This window comes from Streptomyces sp. NBC_01335, assembly GCF_035953295.1.
Classification (GTDB): Bacteria; Actinomycetota; Actinomycetes; order Streptomycetales; family Streptomycetaceae; genus Streptomyces.
In genome coordinates, this window is sequence record NZ_CP108370.1 from 3,005,001 (window position 1) to 3,026,451 (window position 21,451).

The window sequence follows — 21,451 nt, forward strand, 5'->3', positions numbered from 1 at the left end:
GGTGAAGAGGATCCAGATCACCGGCAGGCAGAAGAACGCGCCGAGGACGAGGCACATCGCGGCTGCCTGGGCGTTGTTCGTCCACACCTGAGCCGCGAAGGAGGCCGCGGGGTGGCTGGAGTAATAGGCCTCGTACTCCCCGCCCGGCCGGGTCAGTGCGCGCAGGTCATCGGGGGCTCCTATGGCGGCCTGGACCTCGGGGTGCGTACCGATCCACCAGCCGATCAGCGCGGCGAGGAGGGTGGAGAACACCGCGGTGGGCACCCACCAGTGGCGCGAGCGGTACACCGCGGCGGGAAATCCGGCACTGAGGAACCGGGTCACGTCCCGCCAGGAGGCCTTGCGGGTACCGGTCACGACGGACCGGGCGCGGGCCACGAGCTGGGTCAGCCGCCCCTCGGTGCGCGGGTCGGGCGCCTGGGAGTGGATCAGGGAGAGATGGGTGGCCGTCCGCTGGTAGAGCACGACGAGCTCGTCCGCCTCGGTACCGGTGAGTCCTCGGCCCCGCTTCAGCAGATGTTCCAGACGATCCCACTCCGCGCGGTGGGCGGTGACGAAGACATCGAGGTCCATGGTGGGTGTCTGCTCCAGGCGAAGGGCGAAGGGGCGTACGGGTCCCGAACACGGCGGCGCGCCGGCGATCAGCTTGGCAGACTGTCGCACAACGGGGGCAGGGGTGGGCGACGAAGGGCGGGGCAATGAGCGAACTCGTGACCGGGGACGCGGTGGTTCTGGAGCTCAGACCGGCACGGCTGCCGAGCAGGGCGCTGGCGCAGGCCATCGACACCGCGCTGCTCCTGATCGTCTTCATCGTGCTCAGCATCGCCCTGGCCCTCGCCACGTCGACGCTCGACGACGCGGCCGTCGCCGCCGTCTCCGTGGCGTCGTTCCTCCTGGTGCTGGTGGGCGGGCCCATCGCGGTGGAGACCCTGAGCCACGGTCGTTCCCTGGGCAAACTCGCCTGCGGGCTGCGGGTGGTGCGCGAGGACGGGGGGCCCATCGCGTTCCGGCACGCGCTGGTGCGCGGGGCGATGGGCGTCGTCGAGATCCTGTCGTCCTTCGGTGGGGTGGCCGCGATCGCCTCCCTGGTCTCCGCCAGGGGCCGGCGGCTCGGGGACGTGTTCGCCGGGACGCTCGTCGTACGGGAACGGGTGCCGGACGACCGGTCCCGGGCGCTGCCGCCGCCTCCGCCGTGGCTCGCGAACCGTTTCGCGCAGCTGGACCTGTCGGCCGTGCCGGACGAATTCTGGCTCTCCGCACGGCAGTACGTCTCCCGCCTGCACCAACTCGATCCCGCCGCCGGGTACGCGATCGGCGAGAGGCTCGCCGGGGAGCTGGCGGCCAGGACGGCCGTGCCGCCGCCGAACGGAGTGCCCCACGCCGCGTATCTGGCCGCCGTGCTGCACGAGCGCCGTACGCGCGAGGTGCGACGCCTGCTGTCGGCCGAACGCGCGGCGGACCGGGCGCCGGGGGCGGCAGCGGGAGCGCCCGGCACCGGATCGGCGGTCGGCGCGACGGCGGGATGGGGTGCGCCCGCGGGTGTTCCCGCTGTCGGCCCGAAGGTCGTGCCGGCCCCGCTCGCCGCGCCCGTGACGCCGGTGGCCCCGGTGGCCACGGCCTCCGTGCCCGCCTCCACCGGGTTCGCCCCGCCTGCCTGAGCAGCGGTCCACCTGAGCAGCTGTCTGCCTGAGCAACGGTGCGCCCGAACTGCCGTCCGCCCGGGCGGCGGGCTACTCGGGCGGGTGCTCGGGTCGCGGTGCGGGTTTGGGGGAGGGCGGGGATTCGAGGTCTTCGAGTTCGATGCCGGGGGCGGCGAGAACCACGTCCCCGGCGAGGTGCACCGTGTGGCGCTCCCCCGTGTTCAGGTCGCTGACCTGGTACGTGTCCACGTGCAGGAGGCCGTTGTCAGTGGGGTGCGCTTCACTGTCCACCAGGGCCCAGGACTGATCGACGGTCAGGGGTGCGAGGACCGGATCCGTGAAGGTGACCAGACGGATGCGGGTCTCGGGGGAATCGGGGGTGAGACGCAGAAGTCGCGTGACGGCGACGAGAAACGCGGGAGAGGTGCCGGAGAAGGCGTGGGCGCGGACGTTGCCCTCGGTCGCGTCGGTGCCGGTGGGGTCGGTCCGTACCCAGGTGACGCCTTCGAGGGCGGCGCCGCGGATCTGCCAGCCGCCCGCGTGCAGTTCCAGACGGATGGGCCGGCCGAGTTCGTCGAGCGCGAGGTCGGTGGAGCCGAGGTGATCGCCGGAGGGAGCGGTCCTCTGGGCGACGTAGCGCCAGCCGGAAGGGCCGGGGGCGCAGTGGAAGTGCTCTTCACCGAGGGGGGTGCGATCGTGTGGATCGTGGAGCGAATATCGGCCGCGGGGCATGGGGTCCTTCGGGCTGCACGGGCGGGGTACGGGGCAGGCCCCCGGCACGGGGGTGCGGGGGCCTGCGCTCGGACCTGCTGTTGAGACTGTTCCGGTCGCCGTCGGCCGGGTTCCCTCTGTGAGGGGCGGGCCGACGGCGGGTGGGATCAGTAGCGGTAGTGGTCGGCCTTGTACGGGCCGTCGACCTCGACGCCGATGTAGGCGGCCTGCTCCGGGCGGAGGGTCGTGAGCTTGACGCCCAGGGCGGCCAGGTGGAGGCGGGCGACCTTCTCGTCGAGGTGCTTCGGGAGCACGTAGACGTCGGTCGGGTACTCCTCCGGCTTGGTGAAGAGCTCGATCTGGGCCAGGGTCTGGTCCGCGAAGGAGTTGGACATGACGAAGGAGGGGTGACCGGTCGCGTTGCCGAGGTTCAGCAGGCGGCCCTCGGAGAGGACGATGAGGACCTTGCCGTCCGGGAAGGTCCAGGTGTGGACCTGCGGCTTGACCTCGTCCTTGACGATGCCGTCGATCTTGGCGAGGCCGGCCATGTCGATCTCGTTGTCGAAGTGGCCGATGTTGCCGACGATCGCCTGGTGCTTCATCCGGGCCATGTCGGACGCCATGATGATGTCCTTGTTGCCCGTCGTGGTGACGAAGATGTCGGCCTGCTCGACGACGTCGTCCAGGGTCGCGACCTGGTAGCCGTCCATGGCCGCCTGGAGCGCGCAGATCGGGTCGATCTCGGTGATGATCACGCGGGCGCCCTGGCCGCGCAGGGACTCGGCGCAGCCCTTGCCCACGTCGCCGTAGCCGCAGACGACGGCGGTCTTGCCGCCGATGAGGACGTCGGTGGCGCGGTTGATGCCGTCGATCAGGGAGTGGCGGCAGCCGTACTTGTTGTCGAACTTCGACTTGGTGACGGCGTCGTTGACGTTGATCGCCGGGAACAGGAGGGTGCCGTCACGGTGCATCTCGTACAGCCGGTGGACGCCGGTGGTCGTCTCCTCGGTGACACCGCGGATCTCGGACGCGAGCTGGGTCCACTTCTGCGGGGACTCGCCGAGGGTGCGGTTGAGGAGCGTGAGGATGTGGGCGTACTCCTCGCTGTCCGCGGTGGACGGGTCCGGGGCCGCGCCGGCCTTCTCGAACTCGACGCCCTTGTGGACCAGGAGGGTGGCGTCACCGCCGTCGTCCAGGATCATGTTCGGGCCGCCGGTGGGGCTGTTCGGCCAGGTCAGGGCCTGCTCGGTGCACCACCAGTACTCCTCCAGCGTCTCGCCCTTCCAGGCGAAGACCGGGACGCCGGCGGGGGCCTCGGGGGTGCCGGTCGGGCCGACGGCGATGGCGGCGGCCGCGTGGTCCTGGGTGGAGAAGATGTTGCAGGAGGCCCAGCGGACCTCGGCGCCGAGGGCGACGAGGGTCTCGATGAGCACCGCGGTCTGCACGGTCATGTGCAGGGAGCCGGTGACGCGTGCGCCGGCCAGCGGCTGCGCGGCGGCGTACTCCTTGCGGATCGACATCAGGCCGGGCATCTCGTGCTCGGCGAGGGTGATCTCCTTGCGGCCGAAGACCGCGAGGGAAAGGTCGGCGACCTTGAAGTCCTGGTTCTGGCTGACCGTCGTCATGGCTGGTCTGCTCCTCGTAAGGGTCGAGGGTGGGCTGGCTGGCTGTGCGGCGCCGGGCACAGGAATGCCCGGGACTCGCAGCGCAGTCCGTCGGAGGCCCTCTCTCCCTCGGCCGGTCCGCTTCCGCGGGCCGATCGACCGCCATCAGCAGCGACGTCTGGTACGCGTACGAATCTACACCGAGCAGCCGTGAGCGCACCGGCCCGCGGGGGATCGGTGCGCTCACGGGACGTACGGGATGGCCGGAATCAGTGCCCCGGGCCGGCGGGGTTCTCTCCGGCCGCGCCGTCGGTGTCGGCCGCCCCGTCGGTGCCCCCGGTGGGCTGCTCGGCCGCACCCGCCAGGGGGGACCGGCCGGGGTTGGTGCCCGTCGACGCGGCGTCCGCGTTGTAGATGTCGGGTTCCAGGTAGATGACGCGGGCGATCGGCACGGCGGCACGGATGCGGGTCTCGGCGGCGTTGATCGCGTTGGCGACCTCGGTCGCGGTGTCGTCGTGCTGGACGGCGATCTTTGCTGCGACCAGCAGTTCCTCGGGGCCGAGGTGGAGCGTGCGCATGTGGATGATGCCGGTCACGGTGTCGCCGTCGACGACGGCGGCCTTGATCCGCTCGATCTGTTCGGCCCCTGCCGACTCTCCCAGGAGGAGTGACTTCGTCTCGGCGGCGAGCACGAGCGCGATGACGATGAGCAGGATGCCGATGCAGAGGGTGCCGATGCCGTCCCAGACGCCGTCGTCGGTGGCGAGCGAGATCCCGACGCCGCCGAGGGCGAGGACCAGACCGATGAGCGCCCCGAAGTCCTCCAGCAGTACGACGGGGAGCTCGGGGGCCTTGGCACGACGGATGAAGTCCGTCCAGCTCAGCGTGCCGCGGGTCTGGTTGGACTCGGTGATCGCCGTACGGAAGGAGAATCCCTCGGCGATGATCGCGAAGACCAGCACGCCCACCGGCCAGTACCAGGCCTCGATGGGGTGCGGATGCTTGATCTTCTCGTAGCCCTCGTAGACGGCGAACATGCCACCGACCGAGAACAGGACGATGGAGACGAGGAAGGCGTAGATGTACCTCTCGCGCCCGTAGCCGAAGGGGTGCTCGGGGGTGGCCTGGCGTTGCGCCTTCTTCCCTCCGAGCAGCAGGAGTCCCTGGTTGCCCGAGTCGGCCAGCGAGTGGACGCTCTCCGCGAGCATCGACGAGGAGCCACTGAAGAGGAACGCCACGAATTTGGCCACCGCGATGGCGAGATTGGCGGAGAGTGCCGCCACGATCGCCTTGGTTCCGCCTGACGCGCTCATGGGTGCCTGGTGTCCCTTCCTCGGTACTGCAAACGCGGATCGGTGCCGCGCACGCGGATCGGTACCGCACACGCGGGTCGCCGCGGTACGGCCGCACATTGTTGCAGTACCGGGGACGGACAGTGCGTCAGGCCACCACGGTGGCCCGGAAGAGTGTGCCGTTACCTGACGCTTCGACCGTTTCGCCCGCGGGGACGAAGACGGAGCCGCCCGGCACGAGGTCCAGCTCACCGGTCCGGAGCGAGCCGGCGGTGCAGAGCAGGATCTGCGGGGTGGTGGCCGTCAGGTCGGCAGGGGCCGCGCCGGGCGAGAGGTCGAAGCGGGACAGCCGGAACTCGTCGACGGGGGTCTCGTACGGCTCCTCGCCGGAGGGGGCCGCCTCGGGGCGCAGCACGCCGGGCTCGGTGGCCTCGAAGCGCACGATGCGCAGGAGTTCGGGAACGTCGATGTGCTTGGGGGTGAGCCCGCAGCGCAGGACGTTGTCCGAGTTGGCCATGATCTCGACGCCGAGACCGTCGAGGTAGGCGTGCGGGACGCCCGCGCCGAGGTAGAGCGCCTCGCCGGGCTGGAGCCGCACGTGGTTGAGGAGCATCGCGGCGATGACCCCGGCGTCGCCCGGGTAGTGGCGGGCGATCTCGGCGTACGGGGCGTGGGCGCCGCCCAAGGCTTCGGCAGCGTCGGCGGCCTCGCCGACGGTCGCGGCCATCTCCTCCGGGTCGGCGGTGAGGATCGCGGTGAGCACCTCGCGGAGGGCGGCCTCCTCCGGGTGGGCGCGCAGCAGGTCCGCGTACGGCTTGAGGGAGTCGACGCCGAGCGCCTCCAGCAGGGTGGCTGCCTCGTCGGGGCGGCGGAAACCGCAGAGTCCTTCGAAGGGGGTGAGAGCGCAGATCAGTTCGGGCTTGTGGTTGGCGTCCCGGTACGTGCGGTGGGGGGCGTCGAGCGGGATGCCGCGGGCCTCCTCGTCGGCGAAGCCGAGCCGGGCCTGCTCCAGGTCGGGGTGGACCTGGAGGGAGAGCGGGGCTCCGGCGGCGAGCAGCTTGAGGAGGAACGGGAGGCGGGGGCCGAACTTCTCGACGGCCGCAGCACCGAGCTCGCGGGCCGGGTCGGCGGCGATGACCTGGTCGAGCGGGAGTTCGGCGCCGTCGCGGGTGAGCAGGGACGGCGCTCCGGGGTGGGCTCCCATCCACATCTCGGCCTGCGGCTCCCCCGTGGGCGGGGTGCCGAGCAGCTCGGGGATGGCCGTGGTGGAGCCCCAGGCGTAGGGGCGCACGGTGTTGGAGAGCCGGTCCATGGAGTTGTCCTCGGGCTTTCGTGAAGGTGTGCAGGCGTGGCAGGTACGGCTGGCGTGACAGGTACGGCAGGCGTGGCACAGGCGTGGCAGGTACGGCGGCTGTGGCGGGTGGGGCAGGTGTGGCGGACAGCACCGGCGCGGGGACAGTGCCCCCGGCGTCCAGGCTTCCCGGCGTCCGGGCTTCCCCGCGTCCGGGCTTCCCGGCGTCCGGGCTTCCGTCGCCCCCGGGGGGGGTGGTGCCGGTCGGTCAGGCAGGTCAGGTGGGGTTGTCCGCGGTCGGCGGCTCGGTGGCCAGCGAGAGGTAGACGGCGGCGAAGTCGGTGACCGCGAGGAGTTCGGCGAGCGCTTCGAGTTCGCTGCCCTCGTCGGGTTCGAGTTCGCTGATGGCCGTGTCGTGGCCGAGGGCGAGTTCGCGTGCGGCCGGGGCGGCGGTCAGGCCGCCGGTGGGCCGGTCGCGGAGGAGGACGACCCGGGCGCGCAGCGCTTCCTGCTCGTCGACGCGGTCGCGGAAGAAGTCCTCGGGGTCGGCTCCGGCGGCGAAGTCCCCTGCGAGCAGGGCGCCGTGCGAGGGCAGGGCTTCGGGGAGGGGTGCGGTGAGCGCGGGGCGGCCGGCGAGTTCGGCGAGGACGGCGGCGAACCGGCGGCCGACCGGGCCCGCCGCCTCTCCCTCGGTCCACACCAGCGGCAGGGTGTCGGCGAGCTCGGCGGCGAGGGTCTTGGCCGGGTTGCTGTACGTGGCGATGGCGGGCCCACAGCGTTCGGCGGTGCGGTCCAGCCGGTCCGCGACCTTGCGCAGGTCCTCCTCGGACGCCGCGAGCAGGCCGACCCGGTCGAGCAGGGCGAGGAGCGGCGTCAGCAGGGCCCAGAGGGTGCCGGGGCCCGCCGCCGAGGTCTCGGCGTCGTACTCGCCGTGCGGGGCGGCGGCCATGGGCACGAGGAGCCCGTGGGCCCTCTCGACGGCTTCGCGCAGGGGCGAGCGGGTGGGGGCGACGGCGACGACCGAGCAGCCGCGCCGGTACGCCTGTTCGGCGAGGAGCGAGAGGCCGGGTTCGGCGCCGTCGGCGGTGGCGATGAGGAGCAGGTCGACCGGCCCGGCCCAGCCGGGCAGGGTCCAGCGCAGTGCGCCGCCGGCCGGCGCGACGCCGGTGGGCCGGATGCGGGTGACCGGTGCGGCCGCTCCCGCGAGGGCGCCGATGATGTCGGCGACTCCGGTGGCGGCGGTGCCGGGACCGGCGACGAGGACGGAGCGCGGCCTGCCCTCGGGGGTCAGCGCTCCGATGCCGGCCTCGGCCGTGTGCAGGGCGGCGGTACGGACGCGGGCGCCGGCCTCGGCGGCCCCGCGCAGGAGCCCTCGCCGGTCGGCCCTGGCCAGGGCGTCCGGGGCGTCGAGCAACGTCTCGTCGAGCATGGCGGTGGGCCTCCGATCACCGTACGGATCAGTGTGCGGGTGCCGGGCGCGGTCGCGGACGGTCGCCGCCGGAGATTCCGGGGGCGTCGGCGACACGTGCCTGGCGTCCCGTCACGCGGGGCGGCGGGCCTCGTCGACGAGGAGCACCGGGATGCCGTCGCGGACCGGGTAGGCGAGGCCGCAGTCGGCGCCGGTGCAGACCAGCTCCGGGCTGTCGTCCGCCGTGCGGTCGTCGAGCGGGGAGTGACACGCCGGGCAGGCGAGGATCTCCAGAAGGCCGGCTTCGAGCGCCATGGGGCGGGTCCCTTCGAACATGCGGTTGAGCTTCGCGCGGTTGGGGCGAGGCCAGCCTACCGCCGGGGTGCGGGGGTCGCGGTCCGGCAGGACCGCGTCCCCCCGCTGCGCGACGGCCGGGCGGGAAGGCACCGGGGGCCGCGCGACGACCGGGTGGACTCACCGGCGCCGCTCGCAGCATCACCCGGCAGCGGTACGCGGACGTGGCCGGGTGGCGAACGGGCGGCGGCCCGGAGACGAATGGACCGGGCCCCGCGCCAGCCGGGCCGGGCGACGGCCGGGCCACACGCCAATCCCGCCCCGCCCCGCGACCGCCGGGCCGGGCGCGGCCGTGCCCCACAGCCGAGCAACGGCCGGGCGGCCGCTCCCCCGCGCGTGCTATCCCCGGATGAGGGCCAGGGCCTCGTCCCGTACCGCTGTCATCGTGGCCTCGTCGCGGGCTTCGACGTTGAGGCGCAGCAGCGGTTCGGTGTTGGAGGCGCGGACGTTGAACCACCAGTCGGCGGTGGCGACGGTGAGGCCGTCCAGCTCGTCGAAGGTCACGTCCTCGCGGTCGCCGTACGCGGCGCGGATCGCCGTGAGGCGGGCCGCCTGGTCGGCGACGGTGGAGTTGATCTCGCCGGAGCCGGTGTAGCGGTCGTAGGTGGCGAGCAGCGCGGAGAGCGGGCCGTCCTGTCCGCCGAGGGCGGCGAGGACGTGGAGGGCGGCGAGCATGCCCGTATCGGCGTTCCAGAAGTCCCGGAAGTAGTAGTGGGCCGAATGTTCGCCGCCGAAGATCGCGCCGTGCTCGGCCATCTCGGCCTTGATGAAGGAGTGGCCGACGCGGGTGCGGACGGGGGTGCCGCCGTTCTCGCGGATGACCTCGGGGACGGACCAGGAGGTGATCAGGTTGTGGATGACGGTGCCCTTGCCGCCGTTGCGGGCGAGTTCCCGCTCGGCGACGAGCGCGGTGATGGCGGACGGCGAGACGCCCGCGCCGCGCTCGTCCACGACGAAGCAGCGGTCGGCGTCCCCGTCGAAGGCGAGCCCGAGGTCGGCGCTCTCGGCGAGGACCCGGGCCTGGAGGTCGACGATGTTGGCCGGGTCGAGGGGGTTCGCCTCGTGGTTCGGGAAGGTGCCGTCGAGCTCGAAGTAGATCGGTACGACGTCGAGCGGCAGCCCCGCGAGCACGGTGGGCACGGTGTGGCCGCCCATGCCGTTGCCCGCGTCCACCACGACCTTGAGCGGCCGGATCGCCGTCAGGTCCACGAGGCCGAGCAGGTGGGCGGCGTAGTCGGTGAGGGTGTCGCGTTCGGTGAGTGTGCCCCTGACGGCGGCCGGGGCGGGCGCCCCGTGCTCGGACCACTGCTCCACGAGCGCGCGGATCTCGGCGAGCCCGGTGTCCTGGCCGACCGGCGCGGCTCCGGCCCGGCACATCTTGATGCCGTTGTACTGGGCCGGGTTGTGCGAGGCGGTGAACATGGCGCCGGGCAGACCGAACGCGCCCGAGGCGTAGTACAGCTGGTCGGTCGAGCAGAGGCCGATCAGGGTGACGTCGGCGCCGCGCGCCTGGGCGCCGCGGGCGAAGGCGCCGGCGAGGCCGGGCGAGGACGGGCGCATGTCGTGGCCGATGACGATCGCGTCCGCGTCGGTGACCTGGACGAACGCCGCGCCGAAGAGTTCTGCGAGCGGCTCGTCCCACTGGTCGGGTACGACGCCGCGTACGTCGTACGCCTTCACGAGCTGCGACAGATCAGCAACCACGGCCGGTCCTCCTGGGGTCTGCGGGTTGTCCCGTGATCCGTGGTGGATCGGTGTGCGGCGTCGGATGCGGTGCGTCGCACGGCGGAGGAGCGTCCACACATGTCCGCGTACTGGACATGTGTGGACGCTCCGACAACGCGGCGAGGTGCCGTGGCTGACGTCGCGCACCCACCAGGGATTTCGGGACAACCCTTGGGCTGAGCGCCCAAACTACCCGGCCGTCGATACGCCGATACGGGCCGCCCACCTGCGGTGCGGGGTGGCGGGCGGGGCCGTCAGGAGTCGGGGGAACGCAGGACCCGCAGGTGGCCCCGGCGCGCGACCTCGACGGGGTCGGCGGTGCGCGGCCCCCGGGCGGCGCCGTCCTGGGACCGGTCGTGCGGGCGGGCGGCCTCGCGGACCGCGTTGGCGAGCGCTTCGAGGTCGTCGGCGCTGTGGCGGGTGGGTGCGGAGGAGTCGGTGAGCCGGACCACCTCCCAGCCCCGGGGCGCGGTGAGGCGCTCACTGTGTTCGGCGCACAGGTCGTAACAATGGGGCTCGGCGTAGGTGGCGAGCGGGCCGAGGACCGCGGTCGAGTCGGCATAGACGTACGTCAGTGTCGCGACGGCGGGACGGCCGCACGCGGTGCGCGAACAGCGACGTACAGGGCTCACGATGTTGGACGGTACCGCACTCTTGAGCGGGCTGCGACGACTGTCCCCCGGGGCGGGCCACCGTGTCGTTGATCATCCCCGGTGGAAGCGGGCCTCCCGGGGGCCGTCCCGGTGCTCGGTCGACGGGAGAGCGGCTGGTCACAGTGGTTCCGCTTGTGTGGGTTCGTGGGCACCCCGTGGCGACGGGAAGGGCAGGGCGTGACGATTCGGTGATCACGAGCGGGGCCGAAAAGTGGCTCAACTTGGCCGGAAAATTGAGGTTGAGATGTGTCTCGGGGGATGCGAGGGCGGTGCGGCACGACCCCGTGCCCGGGCGGCGGACCACCTCCGTCGCGAGGGTTACGCTGCGTCGGTGATGGACAGTTCCGTACCTTCGCCCTCGCCCGATCCCCGGCCCCGGCGCCGCGACCGCCACGGCCGCGGCATGCGTGGGCCGGTGGCGCCGCCGCAGGTGCCGCTGTCGATGAGCCGCGCGGAGAGGTTCAGCGATCTCGTGCAGGACTCGGTGGAGCGCCTGGAACGGCGGTGGCCGCAGCTGGCCGAAGTGGACTTCGTGGTGGAAGAGGTGCCGCTGACGGCCGAGGACACGGTCCCGCTGGGGCGCGCGATCTCGGCGACGAAGGGGCAGCCCGCGCAGATCGTCGTCTACCGGCGCCCCATCGAGATCCGGTCGAAGTCCCGGGACGAGCGGGCGCTGCTGGTGCACGAGGTCGTGGTGGAGCAGGTCGCCGACCTGCTGGGACTCTCCCCGGAGTCCGTGGACCCCCGGTACGGGCAGGACTGAGCCCCACCCGTACCGACGAGGTCCGGGACCACCGGCCGGCGGTGGCGGTCGGTCGGCACCCCCGGCCGGCCGGCGGCGTCAGTCGTCCAGCACCGTCAGGTCCTGCACCGCGGCCGGGACTTCGACCGTGCCCCGGTCGTCCGGCAACGTCTGCACGGTGAACATCTGCACGCCGTCCTCCGGGAGGGCGAGCGTGCGGGCCGCGTAGACCGGGCCGCCCGACTCCGTCTCCACCGTCAGCGCGTACGAGCCCTTGAGGCCGGACGGGACGGGCGGGGTGAACGCGAGCGTCGTACCGCCCTTGACGGTGTACTCCTTGACGGTCTGTTCGCCGCCCTCGCTGCCCGCCGAGGCGGTGACCTTCACCTGGGCCGTGGCACCGGGCGCGACGAGCGAGAGGGTCGAGCCCTTGGCCCGGTTGTCGGCCACGCTCGCCCGGGCCCCGACCGGCCGGGTGGCCGGGATGTACGCGATCTCCTGCGCGGAGCCCGTACCCCGCACCACGCGCAGCGCGGCGACGATCGGGGTGGCGCGCTCGCCCTCGACCGGGGTGAGCCGCAGCGAGCCCGGCTCCTTCCGGGTGACGTTCTTCAGGTCGACGCTCGCGGTCATCCCCGACTTGACGTGCAGGGTGTCGTTGCCGGCCGGGGCGAAGGTCGCCGACTTCCCGATCAGCTGCACCTTGACGTCGGCGTCGTCCTCGCCGGGCGCGTACGCGATCAGCTGGACCGAGGTCGCGTCGGCGGGGATGCCGGGCAGCACCACGGTGGCGGAGGGGTCCGCGGAGGCGGTGAGCCAGTCGCTGCCGGCGTCCTCGCGGGCCCCCCGGACCACCGCACCGACCCGGCCGCTGCGGGTGGTGACGTGGGCGGTGGCGTCGTCGACGGCCTCGCCGGTCAGCGTGGAGAGCAGCATGGCCACGCTGGAGTGCGCCGGGACGGCGATCCCGTCGCCGACGTCCGCCTTGAGGTCGCCGTCCGGGCCGAACAGCTGGATGTCGACGACGGCCGCGCCGCTGTCCGGGTTGGTCAGGTGGATGTAGTCCTGGGCCTTCGCGGCGGTGCTGACGCCGGGGAACCAGAACTCCGTGTCGGGCGCCGTGCAGCTGACGCCGAGCAGCCCCCGGGTGGATCCCGCGGTGACCGAGGTGGTCTGCTGCGCGCTCCAGCCCGGCGCGAGCGCGCCGGTGGCGGTGCCGACCAGTGCGGGCGCGTCGGCGCCGTCGGCGTCGGCGGTGACGGGCTTTCCGGCCTCCTTGAGCGCGACGACCGTCTTCTCGGCCGTGCTCGCGTCGCCCTTGCCGGTCTTGCTGCTCTTGCCGGACTTCTCGGTGGTGTCGGAGGTGTCGGAGGTGCCGTCGTCCGTGACGGGCCGCGCCTCCTTCAGCTCGGCGGCCGACTCCCCGCCCGTCCCCTTCCCGGCCGGGGTGTAGGAGGTGTACGCGGTGTCGGCGAGCTCGGAGTCGCTGGGCGCCGGGCAGAGCAGGCTGGACCGCTCGACGGGCAGCCTGGACGCCGACGCGGCCTTCGCCGGTGCGGTGTCGCCGGGCGCGTTGAACGCGGCGAAACCGGTCACGGCGGCGAGGGCGACGGTGCCCGCGATGAGGGACAGGGGGGTGGACTTCACTCGGACTCGCCTCGCGATGCGTTACGGGTCTGCCACGGCGCCTGGTCCGGGGCGTTCGGGTCGACCTGCTCGTCGGTGTCGTGGACGCCGTACTGCTGCCCCGCGTAGGGGTCGTACGGGGCCTGGGTCTCGTAACCCTGGTACTGCTGCTGCTGTTGCTGCTGCTGCCCGTAGCCGTACGGGTCGTAGGCGTTCTGCTGGTACGGGTCGACCTGCTGGAACTGGTCGGTCCCGTACTGGTCCGTCGTCGCGTACTGCTCGGGCTGGTACTGCTCCGCCGGGTACTGCTCGGCGGAGTACTGCTCCGCCTGGTACGGGGCGTACTCGGCCTGCTGGTACTGCTGCTGCCCGTCCCACTCGGCGTACTGCTGCTGGGGAATCGCGGCGTACGCGCCGTCGCCCTCGGCCTGCGCCGGGACGTAGGCAGCGTCACCCTCGGTCTGCGCCGGGACGTACACGCCGTCCTCGTCCCCCGTCGGGGCGTACGGCTCCGGCTCGGGCCGGCCGTCGGCGGCCGGGTCCGAGGGAGCGCCCGGCGCGATGTCCGGCGGCAGGTCCGTACCGGCGGCGGCGGCGGCCTCCGCGGCGGCAGCGGCAGCCGCTTCGGCCTCGGCGGCGGCGCGGAGCCTGCGGGCCCGGCGTCCGTCGCCCTCGGCCGCGTCGGCGGCGGCAGCGGCTTCCGGGTCCTCGGGGAGGTCGTCGTCGACCTCGCGGCGGCGGCCCGGCAGAGCCATGACGACGAGGACCACGGCGAGACCGATCTGCGCCCAGATCCACACGGAGTGCGTGATCGGGGTGTCGTACGTGAGGTCGAGCCGCCCGCCGGACGCGGGGAGCTCGAAGCCCTGCGCCCAGCCGTCGACGGTCTTGCGGGTGAGGGGCTTGCCGTCCAGGGTGGCCTGCCAGGCGGGGTCGGCCGCGTCGGCGAGGCGGAGCAGCCTGCCGTCCTCGCCCGCCGGGATCTTGGTGTGGGACTCCACGGTGCCGGAGGGAACCATCACGCCCTCGCCGTCGCCGGAGGCCGGGACGATCATCAGACGGGCGACGTCCTGGTCGACCCGCCACAGCGCGCTGCCGTCGAGCTGGCTGAGGCGGCTGAGGCCGGGGGTCGCGTCGAGGACCCGGCCCATCTCGCGCGGAGCGCCGTCGCGTACGAGGACGTACCGCACGGCGAACCCGCTGAGCTGGTGGCCCTGGTCGGCGCCGGAGCCGGCGACCAGGTTGGCGACGATTCTGTCGAGGTGGCTGTTGCTGCCGGTCGACCCGGTCAGTTCGGCGTCGCCGAGCCGGGCGCCGGACCCGCGGACCAGGGTGTACGAGACCGAGCCGGCCGATTTCCCGCCGAGCACCAGGGTGCGCGGCTGGTCCGTCGTCGTGCTCTCCTCCGCGACGAACGCGGGGACCTGCACCGGGTCGCGGCGCTCCAGCGGTCCGGCGGCGCCGCCGGCCATCCAGGCGAGGGCGGCGAGCACCGGCGCGGCGGCGGAGGCCAGCGCGATCAGCGCGGCCACCGGCTGCCGCCAGCCGAAGTTGAGGGCGGCGACGCGGATGCGCGCGCCGTCCGCGCCCAGCAGGGCGGCGGCGATCAGCGCGGTTCCGTAGACGAGGGTGGCGGGACCGGCCCAGGTGGAGCCGTTGCTGAGGCCCGCGAAGAGCAGGCCGGCGAGCGCGGCGGCCCAGGCGGCGCGGATCGCGGTCTGCCGCTCGCCGCGCAGCAGCGCGGCGAGCGCCGCGAGCACCACACCGATGAAGAGGACGGAGCCGCCGCCCTTGGGGCCGCCGGGGCTCAGCGAGAGCAGGTCGACGGCGGAGGCGGTGCCCTCGCCGAGGTCCAGGCCCGCCTCCCGGAGGAAGCCGGACGGCCGGCTCAGCAGGCTGAGCGACCAGGGGGCGAGGACGAGCAGCGGGGTGCCCGCGGTGGCGAGGAACCGGAGTCCGTACGCGGCGAGGTCCCGGCGGCGCAGGGCGAGCACGCCGAGGCCGAGGACGACGGCGAGCGGCCACACGACCGGGGTGAACGCGGTGGTGAAGGTGAGCAGCAGGGTGAAGGCCCAGGTGGCCCGCCAGCTGCCGCGGACCCGTCCGTCGCCGCGCAGACCGTGCGCCGAGACGGCGGTACGGGCCATCAGCGGGAGCAGCACGGCGAGGACGGCGGTGCCCACGCGTCCGGTGGCCAGCGCTCCGGTCACGGCCGGCAGGAAGGCGTACGCGACGCTCGCCCAGGCCCGCAGCAGGCGGGACTCGATGAGCGGCCGGGACGCGAAGTAGGCGGTGAGACCTGCGAGGGGTACCGAGCAGACGAGCAGCAGGGTCAGCGCGAAGCCGGTGGAGCCGAAGAAGAGGGCCGAGACGGCGGCGAGCACGCCGAGGTAGGGCGGGGCCGCTTCGGTGGAGCCGGTGACGACCGGGTGCCAGCCGTCCGCGAACCGGCTCCAGAGATCGGAGACGGCGTCGGGCGCGGGCAGCAGGGCGCCGCCGGCCAGCGCGCCGCCGCCGAGCAGGCCGCGGCAGGCGAGCAGCGAGACGAACAGCAGGAGGGCGAAGAGGACGGGGCCGGGTTTGCGGCCGATCCGCTTGAGCCGGGCGAACTGCTCGATCTCCAGGAAGTCGGCGTCGTCGCCGCCGGGTCCGGACTCGACGGCTCCGTGGCGCGAGCCGCCGGCGGCGTCGGCGTCGGAACGGGAGCCGAAGTTACCGGCGACCTGTTCGACGGTGGCGCGGACGGTGGCACCGGGCGGCGGAAAGAGGGAGCGGAGTTCGGCCGGGTCGACGGTGCCCTTGCCGCGGGCGCGGCGGGCGGCCATGATCCTGCCCGGCCGGAGCAGGGTGCCGATGAGGCCGGTGACCTCGTCGAGCGCCTGGCCGGGGACTTTGCCGACGAGGTAGGCGAGGGTGCGGAGCAGGGTGCCGACGACGAGGCGGAGCAGCACCCAGGGAAGCTTCTTGACCGGGGTGTTGGCGAGCATCGCGTAGACGGCCCCGGCCCGGTCGACGCGGTGCGGGCCGACGACGGAGCGTCCGGCGCAGTCGATGGGGCGGCGCTCACGGGCGGCCGCCTCGGCGTGCCGCAGCACGGCGTCGGGGGCGACCAGCACCCGGTGGCCGGCCTGGTGGGCGCGCCAGCAGAGGTCGACGTCGTCGCGCATCAGGGGGAGTCTGCGGTCGAAGCCGCCGAGCTCCTCCCAGACGTCGCGGCGCACCAGCATGCCGGCGGAGGAGACGGAGAGGACGGTACGGACCTGGTCGTGCTGGCCCTGGTCCTGTTCGCGCCGGTCGAGTCCGGTCCAGCGGCGGCCGCTGTTGGCGATGGTGACGCCGACTTCGAGGAGCTGACGGCGGTCGTACCAGCCGCGCAGCTTGGGTCCGACGATCGCGGCGTGCGGGTCGGTGTCGACGACACGCAGCAGCTCGGCGAGGGCGTCGGGCTCGGGGGCGCAGTCGTCGTGGAGCAGCCAGAGCCACTGGACGGGTTCGCCGTAGGGGAGTTCCGGCAGGTCGTAGGCGTCGTCGCGCCAGGTCCTGGTGACGGGGTCCCAGCCGCTGGGGCGCTTGAGGTAGGGCAGGTCGTCGACGGTCAGCTCGCCCGCGGTGCGGACCGCTTCGTCGACGGCGGTGCCGAAGCCGGTCCGGCGCGCGAGGTGGAGCACGCGGTCACCGCCCAGCGCCTCGGTGACCAGCCTCGCGGAGTCGTCGGCGCTGCCGGTGTCGGCGGCGACGGCGTTCTGTACGGGGCGCTCCTGCCCGAGCAGCCCCGCGAGCGCGTCGGGCAGCCAGCGCGCGCCGTCGTGGGAGACGAGCACGGCGGTGACGACGTGCCGGGGAAACTCTGGGGCGACGGACGCGTTCGGCGCCGCCGGGTGACTCTGCACGGACATCGAGGTACGGGCCCTCCGGCCGGGTTCCGGGGGCGTTCCCCCCGGTGAGGCTGCATCGGTGTACACGCGCGCCCCGGCGGGGCGTTGGCGTGTCTCGGACGGGGCCCCACACTAACGGTACGGATCGGGGGCGATGGCGCCGAGCGGGTGAACCCCGGCCGCACTCCGCAGGGTATGGAGGCCGCGCGAGGGTACGGGAAGCGGGTCCCGCAGGGGGCGCGGACGGGGGTGCGGGCGGGGGCTCGGTCATGCCGATGGCCCGTCGTCCGGACCCTGGGGGGGGAAGGGTCCGGACGACGGGCCATCGGGTGGTCGCGCGCGGGCGGGGCGCTCGGGCATCGGGGCGGGGGCCGTATCCGTGCAGGGGCGACGGCGGCCCTGGGGCTCGACCGGTACCCCTGGGGCTCGACCGGTACCGGGATGCCGCGGTGCCATGGCGGATGCGGCGGGCCGTACCGGATGCGGCGGGGCGATGCGGTGGAGGTGTCGTGAAGGTGCGGGGCCCGTACGGCGGGACCGCCGGGTCGACCGGGCGTCAGGCCCGCCCGGCGCGGAGGGCTCGGGCCCTCGGAGCCGTACCGGTCAGATCGCGGCCTTCTTCAGGCGCCGCCGCTCCCGCTCGGAGAGGCCGCCCCAGATGCCGAACCGCTCGTCGTTCGACAGGGCGTACTCCAGGCATTCGGATCGGACTTCGCAGGCGAGGCAGACCTTCTTGGCCTCCCGGGTCGATCCGCCCTTCTCGGGGAAGAAGGACTCGGGATCGGTCTGGGCGCACAGTGCGCGCTCCTGCCAGCCGAGTTCCTCGTCCGCGTCCTCGACCAGCAGTTGCTGGAACAGCTCGGTCATGTGCGCCCCTCGTCTGTCTCTTACGTCCCCGTGACGTGACCGTCACTCTCCGTGCGGCCGAACAACACGAGTGAAATTACAAGTGTGTAGCTCTGAGCCGGTCAAGCGGGCTTCTGCTATTGGCCCCGGTATTCACTCTGCGGAACCAAACATACGCGGAAAGTTACCAAATCACCAAAAACGTGACATATGCCTAGGGCTCAGCCCCTCCCCCCTCTCCAACGAGTGAGACGAACGGAGTTTCCGCGCCGGTTCGATTCGATCACCGAAGCGACCAAGATCACAGACGAGTCACAGACCGTCAGCGAGGTTTGAACGCCCGGACGATGCGCCACCTGTCCTGCCCCGTCGGTGCACAAACCTTTCTTCAGTCCGGGCGACCGGAAGGGGTGAAACATTGCCGCCAAATGGGACGCCGAGTTGACAGCGCGGGGAACGAGCCGGTCTCCTTGGCACCATGCCAGCGACCGTCGCGATGTACGCCACCCACGTCCGTGGGTTCCGCACCGCTGTCCAGGCCCGCTGTTGCTGTTCCAGCTGTCGCTGCTGTTGATGCCCTCGCGGCTCCGGCTCCGATCAGCGCTCCCGGTCTGATTCCGGGTTCCCGCTCCCCCGCCCCCGCCTCGCGCGGGGCACGGCAGCGGCCGGACGCCTTGGGCCTCCAGCTCCCCGCCCCCGGGCACCCCGCGCAGGAAACCGCCGTACCGGCGCGTACCCGCGGGCCCTCCCGAGCACCACCACCGAGCCGCACCCCCACGCGCACCACCGATGCCGAGGAACACCGCATCCATGAACAACGACAGCGACCTGCAGATCGCCGGCGACCTCCTGGAGGTCCAGCACCTGCTCCTGCCGCCGAAGCAACACCCCACCACCGTGGCCGAGTTCGCCGGCCTGGCCCGCTCCATCGCCGCCGACCGCGCCCAGTGGGCCCCGCTCGTCCAGTACGACGCCGGCACCCGCTGGTACCACCGCCTGCGCACCGGGCCCGGTTACGAGGTCTGGCTGCTCAGCTGGGTCCCCGGACAGGGCAGCGGGCTCCATGACCACGGCCCGTCGTCCGGCGTACTGACCGTGCTGGAAGGCGAGTTGACCGAGCGCACCGAGCGCGGCAGCCGGAGCATCGGCGCCGACGGCCAGCGGGTCTTCGCCCCCGGGTACGTCCACGAGGTGGTCAACGACTCCCTCGCGCCCGCCGTCAGCCTGCACGTGTACTTCCCCGGCCTGACCGAGATGCCGATGCACACCGCGCGGTGCGCCCCCGCGGCCCTGGACGCCGTACGGGCCTGAGAACCCGGCCCGCGATCCGCCGGGCTCCGCCTGACAAACTGTGGGCATGCGCATTGTGGTTCTGGCCGGCGGTATCGGTGGTGCTCGTTTCCTGCGTGGCCTCAAACAGGCCGCACCCGACGCGGAGATCACCGTCATCGGCAACACCGGCGACGACATCCATCTGTTCGGGCTGAAGGTCTGCCCCGACCTCGACACCGTGATGTACACCCTCGGCGGTGGCATCAACGAGGAACAGGGCTGGGGGCGCACCGACGAGAGCTTCCACCTCAAGGAGGAGCTCGCGGCCTACGGCGTGGGGCCGGACTGGTTCGGGCTGGGCGACCGCGACTTCGCGACCCATGTGGTCCGTACCCAGATGCTGGGCGCGGGCTTCCCGCTCAGCGCGGTCACCGAGGCCCTCTGTGCCCGCTGGCAGCCGGGGGTCCGGCTGCTGCCGATGTCCGACGACCGGGTCGAGACGCATGTGGCCGTCGAGATCGACGGCGAGAGCCGGGCCATCCACTTCCAGGAGTACTGGGTGCGGCTGCGGGCGTCCGTGGAGGCGCGGGCGATCGTGCCGGTCGGCGCGGAGCAGTCCAAGCCGGCCCCGGGGGTGCTGGAGGCCATCGCGGCGGCGGACGTCATCGTCTTCCCGCCGTCGAACCCGGTGGTGTCCATCGGCACGATCCTGGCGGTGCCCGGCATCCGGGAGGCCGTCGCCGAGGCCGGGGTGCCGGTCGTCGGCCTCTCCCCCATCGTGGGTGACGCCCCGGTGCGCGGAATGGCCGACAAGGTGCTGGCCGCGGTGGGCGTCGAGTCGACGGCGGCGGCGGTGGCCGCGCACTACGGCTCCGGGCTGCTGGACGGCTGGCTGGTGGACACCGTGGACGCCGGTGCGGTGGACGCGGTGGAGGCGGCGGGCATCCGCTGCCGCGCGGTGCCGCTGATGATGACGGACGTGGACGCCACGGCCGAGATGGCCCGTCAGGCGCTGGCGCTGGCCGAGGAGGTACGGGCGTGAGCGCGGCGGAGACGGGTGCGGTTCCCTCGTTCCGGGTGTGGGCGCTGCCCGGGCTGCCCGAGGTGCGGGCGGGCGACGACATCGCCAAGCTGATCGCCACCGCCGAACCGGGGCTGGCCGACGGCGACGTCCTGCTCGTCACCTCGAAGATCGTCTCCAAGGCCGAGGGCCGGATCCTGGAGGCGACCGACCGCGAGGCCGCGATCGACGCGGAGACCGTGCGCGTGGTGGCGCGGCGCGGCACCCTGCGCATCGTCGAGAACCGGCAGGGCCTGGTGATGGCCGCAGCCGGGGTGGACGCCTCGAACACCCCCGCCGGGACGGTGCTGCTGCTGCCCGAGGACCCGGACCGTTCGGCCCGGGCGATCCGGGACGGGCTGCGGGACACGCTGGGCGTGGAGGTCGGCGTCGTCGTCACGGACACCTTCGGGCGGCCGTGGCGGGCCGGGCTGACGGACGTGGCAATCGGCGCGGCGGGGGTGCGGGTCCTGGACGACCTGCGCGGCGGTACGGACGCGTACGGCAACCCGCTGAACGCGACGGTGGTCGCCACCGCCGACGAACTGGCCGCCGCGGGCGACCTGGTGAAGGGCAAGGCGGCCGGGCTGCCCGTCGCGGTGGTGCGCGGGCTCGCGCACGTGGTCACCGCGCACGTGGTCACCGCGGGCGACGCCGCCGCCGCCTCCGCCTCCGCGGACGAGGCCGGGGCGCGGGCGCTGGTGCGGGGCGCCGCCGACGACATGTTCCGGCTCGGCACGTCCGAGGCGGTCCGGGAGGCGGTGACGCTGCGGCGCACCGTCCGGGAGTTCACCGACGACCCGGTGGACCCGGGGGCGGTCCGGCGGGCGGTGGCCGCCGCGGTGACCGCTCCGGCGCCGCACCACACGACGCCCTGGCGGTTCGTGCTGCTGGAGTCCGAGGAGTCGCGGACCCGGCTGCTCGACGCGATGCGGGACGCCTGGATCGCCGATCTGCGGCGCGACGGGAAGAGCGAGGAGTCGATCGCGAAGCGGGTGCGCCGGGGCGACGTGCTGCGTTCGGCGCCGTACCTGGCGGTGCCGTGCCTGGTGATGGACGGTTCGCACCATTACGGGGACGAGCGGCGGGACACCGCGGAGCGCGAGATGTTCGTGGTCGCGGCCGGGGCCGGGGTGCAGAACTTCCTGGTGGCCCTCGCGGGCGAGCGGCTCGGCTCGGCGTGGGTCTCCTCCACGATGTTCTGCCGGTCCGTGGTGCGCGAGGTGCTGGACCTGCCCGACGGCTGGGACCCGCTGGGCGCGGTGGCCATCGGCCGCCCCGCGACGGCGCCGCGCGAGCGGCCGGCCCGGGACGCGGAGGACTTCCTCACGGTGCGCTGAGGCGCCCTGGGC

17 protein-coding genes (1 of these 17 running past the window's edge) are annotated in these 21,451 nt (G+C 73.3%); 5 read left to right on the forward strand and 12 right to left on the reverse strand.

The genetic code is table 11. The features are described 5' to 3' along the window. A protein-coding gene (locus OG599_RS12735) for a stage II sporulation protein M (protein ID WP_327176098.1) crosses the window boundary here: on the reverse strand, window positions 1-573 show its 5' portion. The gene continues 435 nt to the left of window position 1, outside the view; only the first 573 of its 1,008 coding nucleotides appear in the window; its start codon is at window positions 571-573; its stop codon lies beyond the left edge, outside the window. Window positions 574-698: 125 nt separating this feature from the next. On the opposite strand from OG599_RS12735, the gene OG599_RS12740 reads away from it, so the two are divergent. Further along, window positions 699-1,658 (forward strand): RDD family protein, encoded by a 960-nt coding sequence (locus tag OG599_RS12740; RefSeq protein ID WP_327176099.1) that lies wholly within the window; start codon window positions 699-701, stop codon window positions 1,656-1,658. Between the two features lie 72 nt (window positions 1,659-1,730). On the opposite strand, the gene OG599_RS12745 is transcribed toward OG599_RS12740, so the two are convergent. The 8 genes from OG599_RS12745 to OG599_RS12780 form a co-directional block, all read right to left on the reverse strand. Beyond that, window positions 1,731-2,372 (reverse strand): hypothetical protein, encoded by a 642-nt coding sequence (locus OG599_RS12745; RefSeq protein WP_327176100.1) that lies wholly within the window; start codon window positions 2,370-2,372, stop codon window positions 1,731-1,733. Window positions 2,373-2,518: 146 nt separating this feature from the next. Next, complete coding sequence (gene ahcY / locus OG599_RS12750; protein ID WP_327176101.1) at window positions 2,519-3,976, reverse strand: adenosylhomocysteinase; 1,458 nt, start codon at window positions 3,974-3,976, stop codon at window positions 2,519-2,521. Window positions 3,977-4,224: 248 nt separating this feature from the next. After that, the gene (locus OG599_RS12755) at window positions 4,225-5,268 is read right to left on the reverse strand and encodes a cation diffusion facilitator family transporter (RefSeq protein WP_327176102.1); all 1,044 of its coding nucleotides are present in this window, start codon (window positions 5,266-5,268) and stop codon (window positions 4,225-4,227) included. A gap of 127 nt (window positions 5,269-5,395) precedes the next feature. Beyond that, window positions 5,396-6,559 carry a mannose-6-phosphate isomerase, class I gene (manA, locus tag OG599_RS12760; RefSeq protein WP_327176103.1) on the reverse strand — a complete coding sequence of 388 codons (1,164 nt, stop codon included), beginning with the start codon at window positions 6,557-6,559 and terminating at the stop codon, window positions 5,396-5,398. Window positions 6,560-6,815: 256 nt separating this feature from the next. Continuing rightward, entirely contained in the window at window positions 6,816-7,967 is a 1,152-nt protein-coding gene (locus OG599_RS12765; RefSeq protein WP_327176104.1) for an SIS domain-containing protein, read from the reverse strand. A gap of 111 nt (window positions 7,968-8,078) precedes the next feature. After that, window positions 8,079-8,261 (reverse strand): Trm112 family protein, encoded by a 183-nt coding sequence (locus OG599_RS12770; protein WP_266710528.1) that lies wholly within the window; start codon window positions 8,259-8,261, stop codon window positions 8,079-8,081. A 378-nt stretch (window positions 8,262-8,639) separates the two neighbouring features. Then, window positions 8,640-10,004, reverse strand: coding sequence for a phosphomannomutase/phosphoglucomutase (locus tag OG599_RS12775; protein ID WP_327176105.1), 1,365 nt, complete (start codon window positions 10,002-10,004; stop codon window positions 8,640-8,642). A 275-nt stretch (window positions 10,005-10,279) separates the two neighbouring features. After that, window positions 10,280-10,657, reverse strand: a complete 378-nt coding sequence (locus tag OG599_RS12780) for a DUF3499 domain-containing protein (RefSeq protein WP_327176106.1) — start codon at window positions 10,655-10,657, stop codon at window positions 10,280-10,282. A gap of 355 nt (window positions 10,658-11,012) precedes the next feature. Between OG599_RS12780 and OG599_RS12785 the strand changes: the two genes are divergently transcribed. Further along, the gene (locus OG599_RS12785) at window positions 11,013-11,441 is read left to right on the forward strand and encodes a metallopeptidase family protein (RefSeq protein WP_327176107.1); all 429 of its coding nucleotides are present in this window, start codon (window positions 11,013-11,015) and stop codon (window positions 11,439-11,441) included. A gap of 78 nt (window positions 11,442-11,519) precedes the next feature. Here OG599_RS12785 and OG599_RS12790 read toward each other — a convergent pair whose 3' ends face one another. The 3 genes from OG599_RS12790 to OG599_RS12800 form a co-directional block, all read right to left on the reverse strand. Next, entirely contained in the window at window positions 11,520-13,067 is a 1,548-nt protein-coding gene (locus tag OG599_RS12790) for a DUF5719 family protein (RefSeq protein ID WP_327176108.1), read from the reverse strand. Continuing rightward, the gene (locus OG599_RS12795) at window positions 13,064-16,942 is read right to left on the reverse strand and encodes a glycosyltransferase (protein ID WP_327176109.1); all 3,879 of its coding nucleotides are present in this window, start codon (window positions 16,940-16,942) and stop codon (window positions 13,064-13,066) included. Before OG599_RS12795 ends, OG599_RS12790 begins: the two co-directional genes overlap by 4 nt. A 582-nt stretch (window positions 16,943-17,524) precedes the next feature. Next, window positions 17,525-17,788, reverse strand: a complete 264-nt coding sequence (locus OG599_RS12800; protein WP_003968728.1) for a WhiB family transcriptional regulator — start codon at window positions 17,786-17,788, stop codon at window positions 17,525-17,527. Window positions 17,789-18,577: 789 nt separating this feature from the next. Between OG599_RS12800 and OG599_RS12805 the strand changes: the two genes are divergently transcribed. Genes OG599_RS12805 through OG599_RS12815 form a run of 3 tightly spaced genes read left to right on the forward strand, consistent with a single transcriptional unit; the run spans window position 18,578 to window position 21,439 of the window. Then, window positions 18,578-19,078 carry a cysteine dioxygenase gene (locus OG599_RS12805; RefSeq protein WP_327176110.1) on the forward strand — a complete coding sequence of 167 codons (501 nt, stop codon included), beginning with the start codon at window positions 18,578-18,580 and terminating at the stop codon, window positions 19,076-19,078. 46 nt (window positions 19,079-19,124) lie between these two features. Further along, complete coding sequence (cofD, locus tag OG599_RS12810; RefSeq protein ID WP_327176111.1) at window positions 19,125-20,081, forward strand: 2-phospho-L-lactate transferase; 957 nt, start codon at window positions 19,125-19,127, stop codon at window positions 20,079-20,081. Beyond that, on the forward strand, window positions 20,078-21,439 hold the full coding sequence (locus OG599_RS12815; protein WP_327176112.1) for a coenzyme F420-0:L-glutamate ligase: 1,362 nt from the start codon (window positions 20,078-20,080) through the stop codon (window positions 21,437-21,439). Before cofD ends, OG599_RS12815 begins: the two co-directional genes overlap by 4 nt. The last annotated feature ends 12 nt before the right edge of the window (window positions 21,440-21,451 follow it).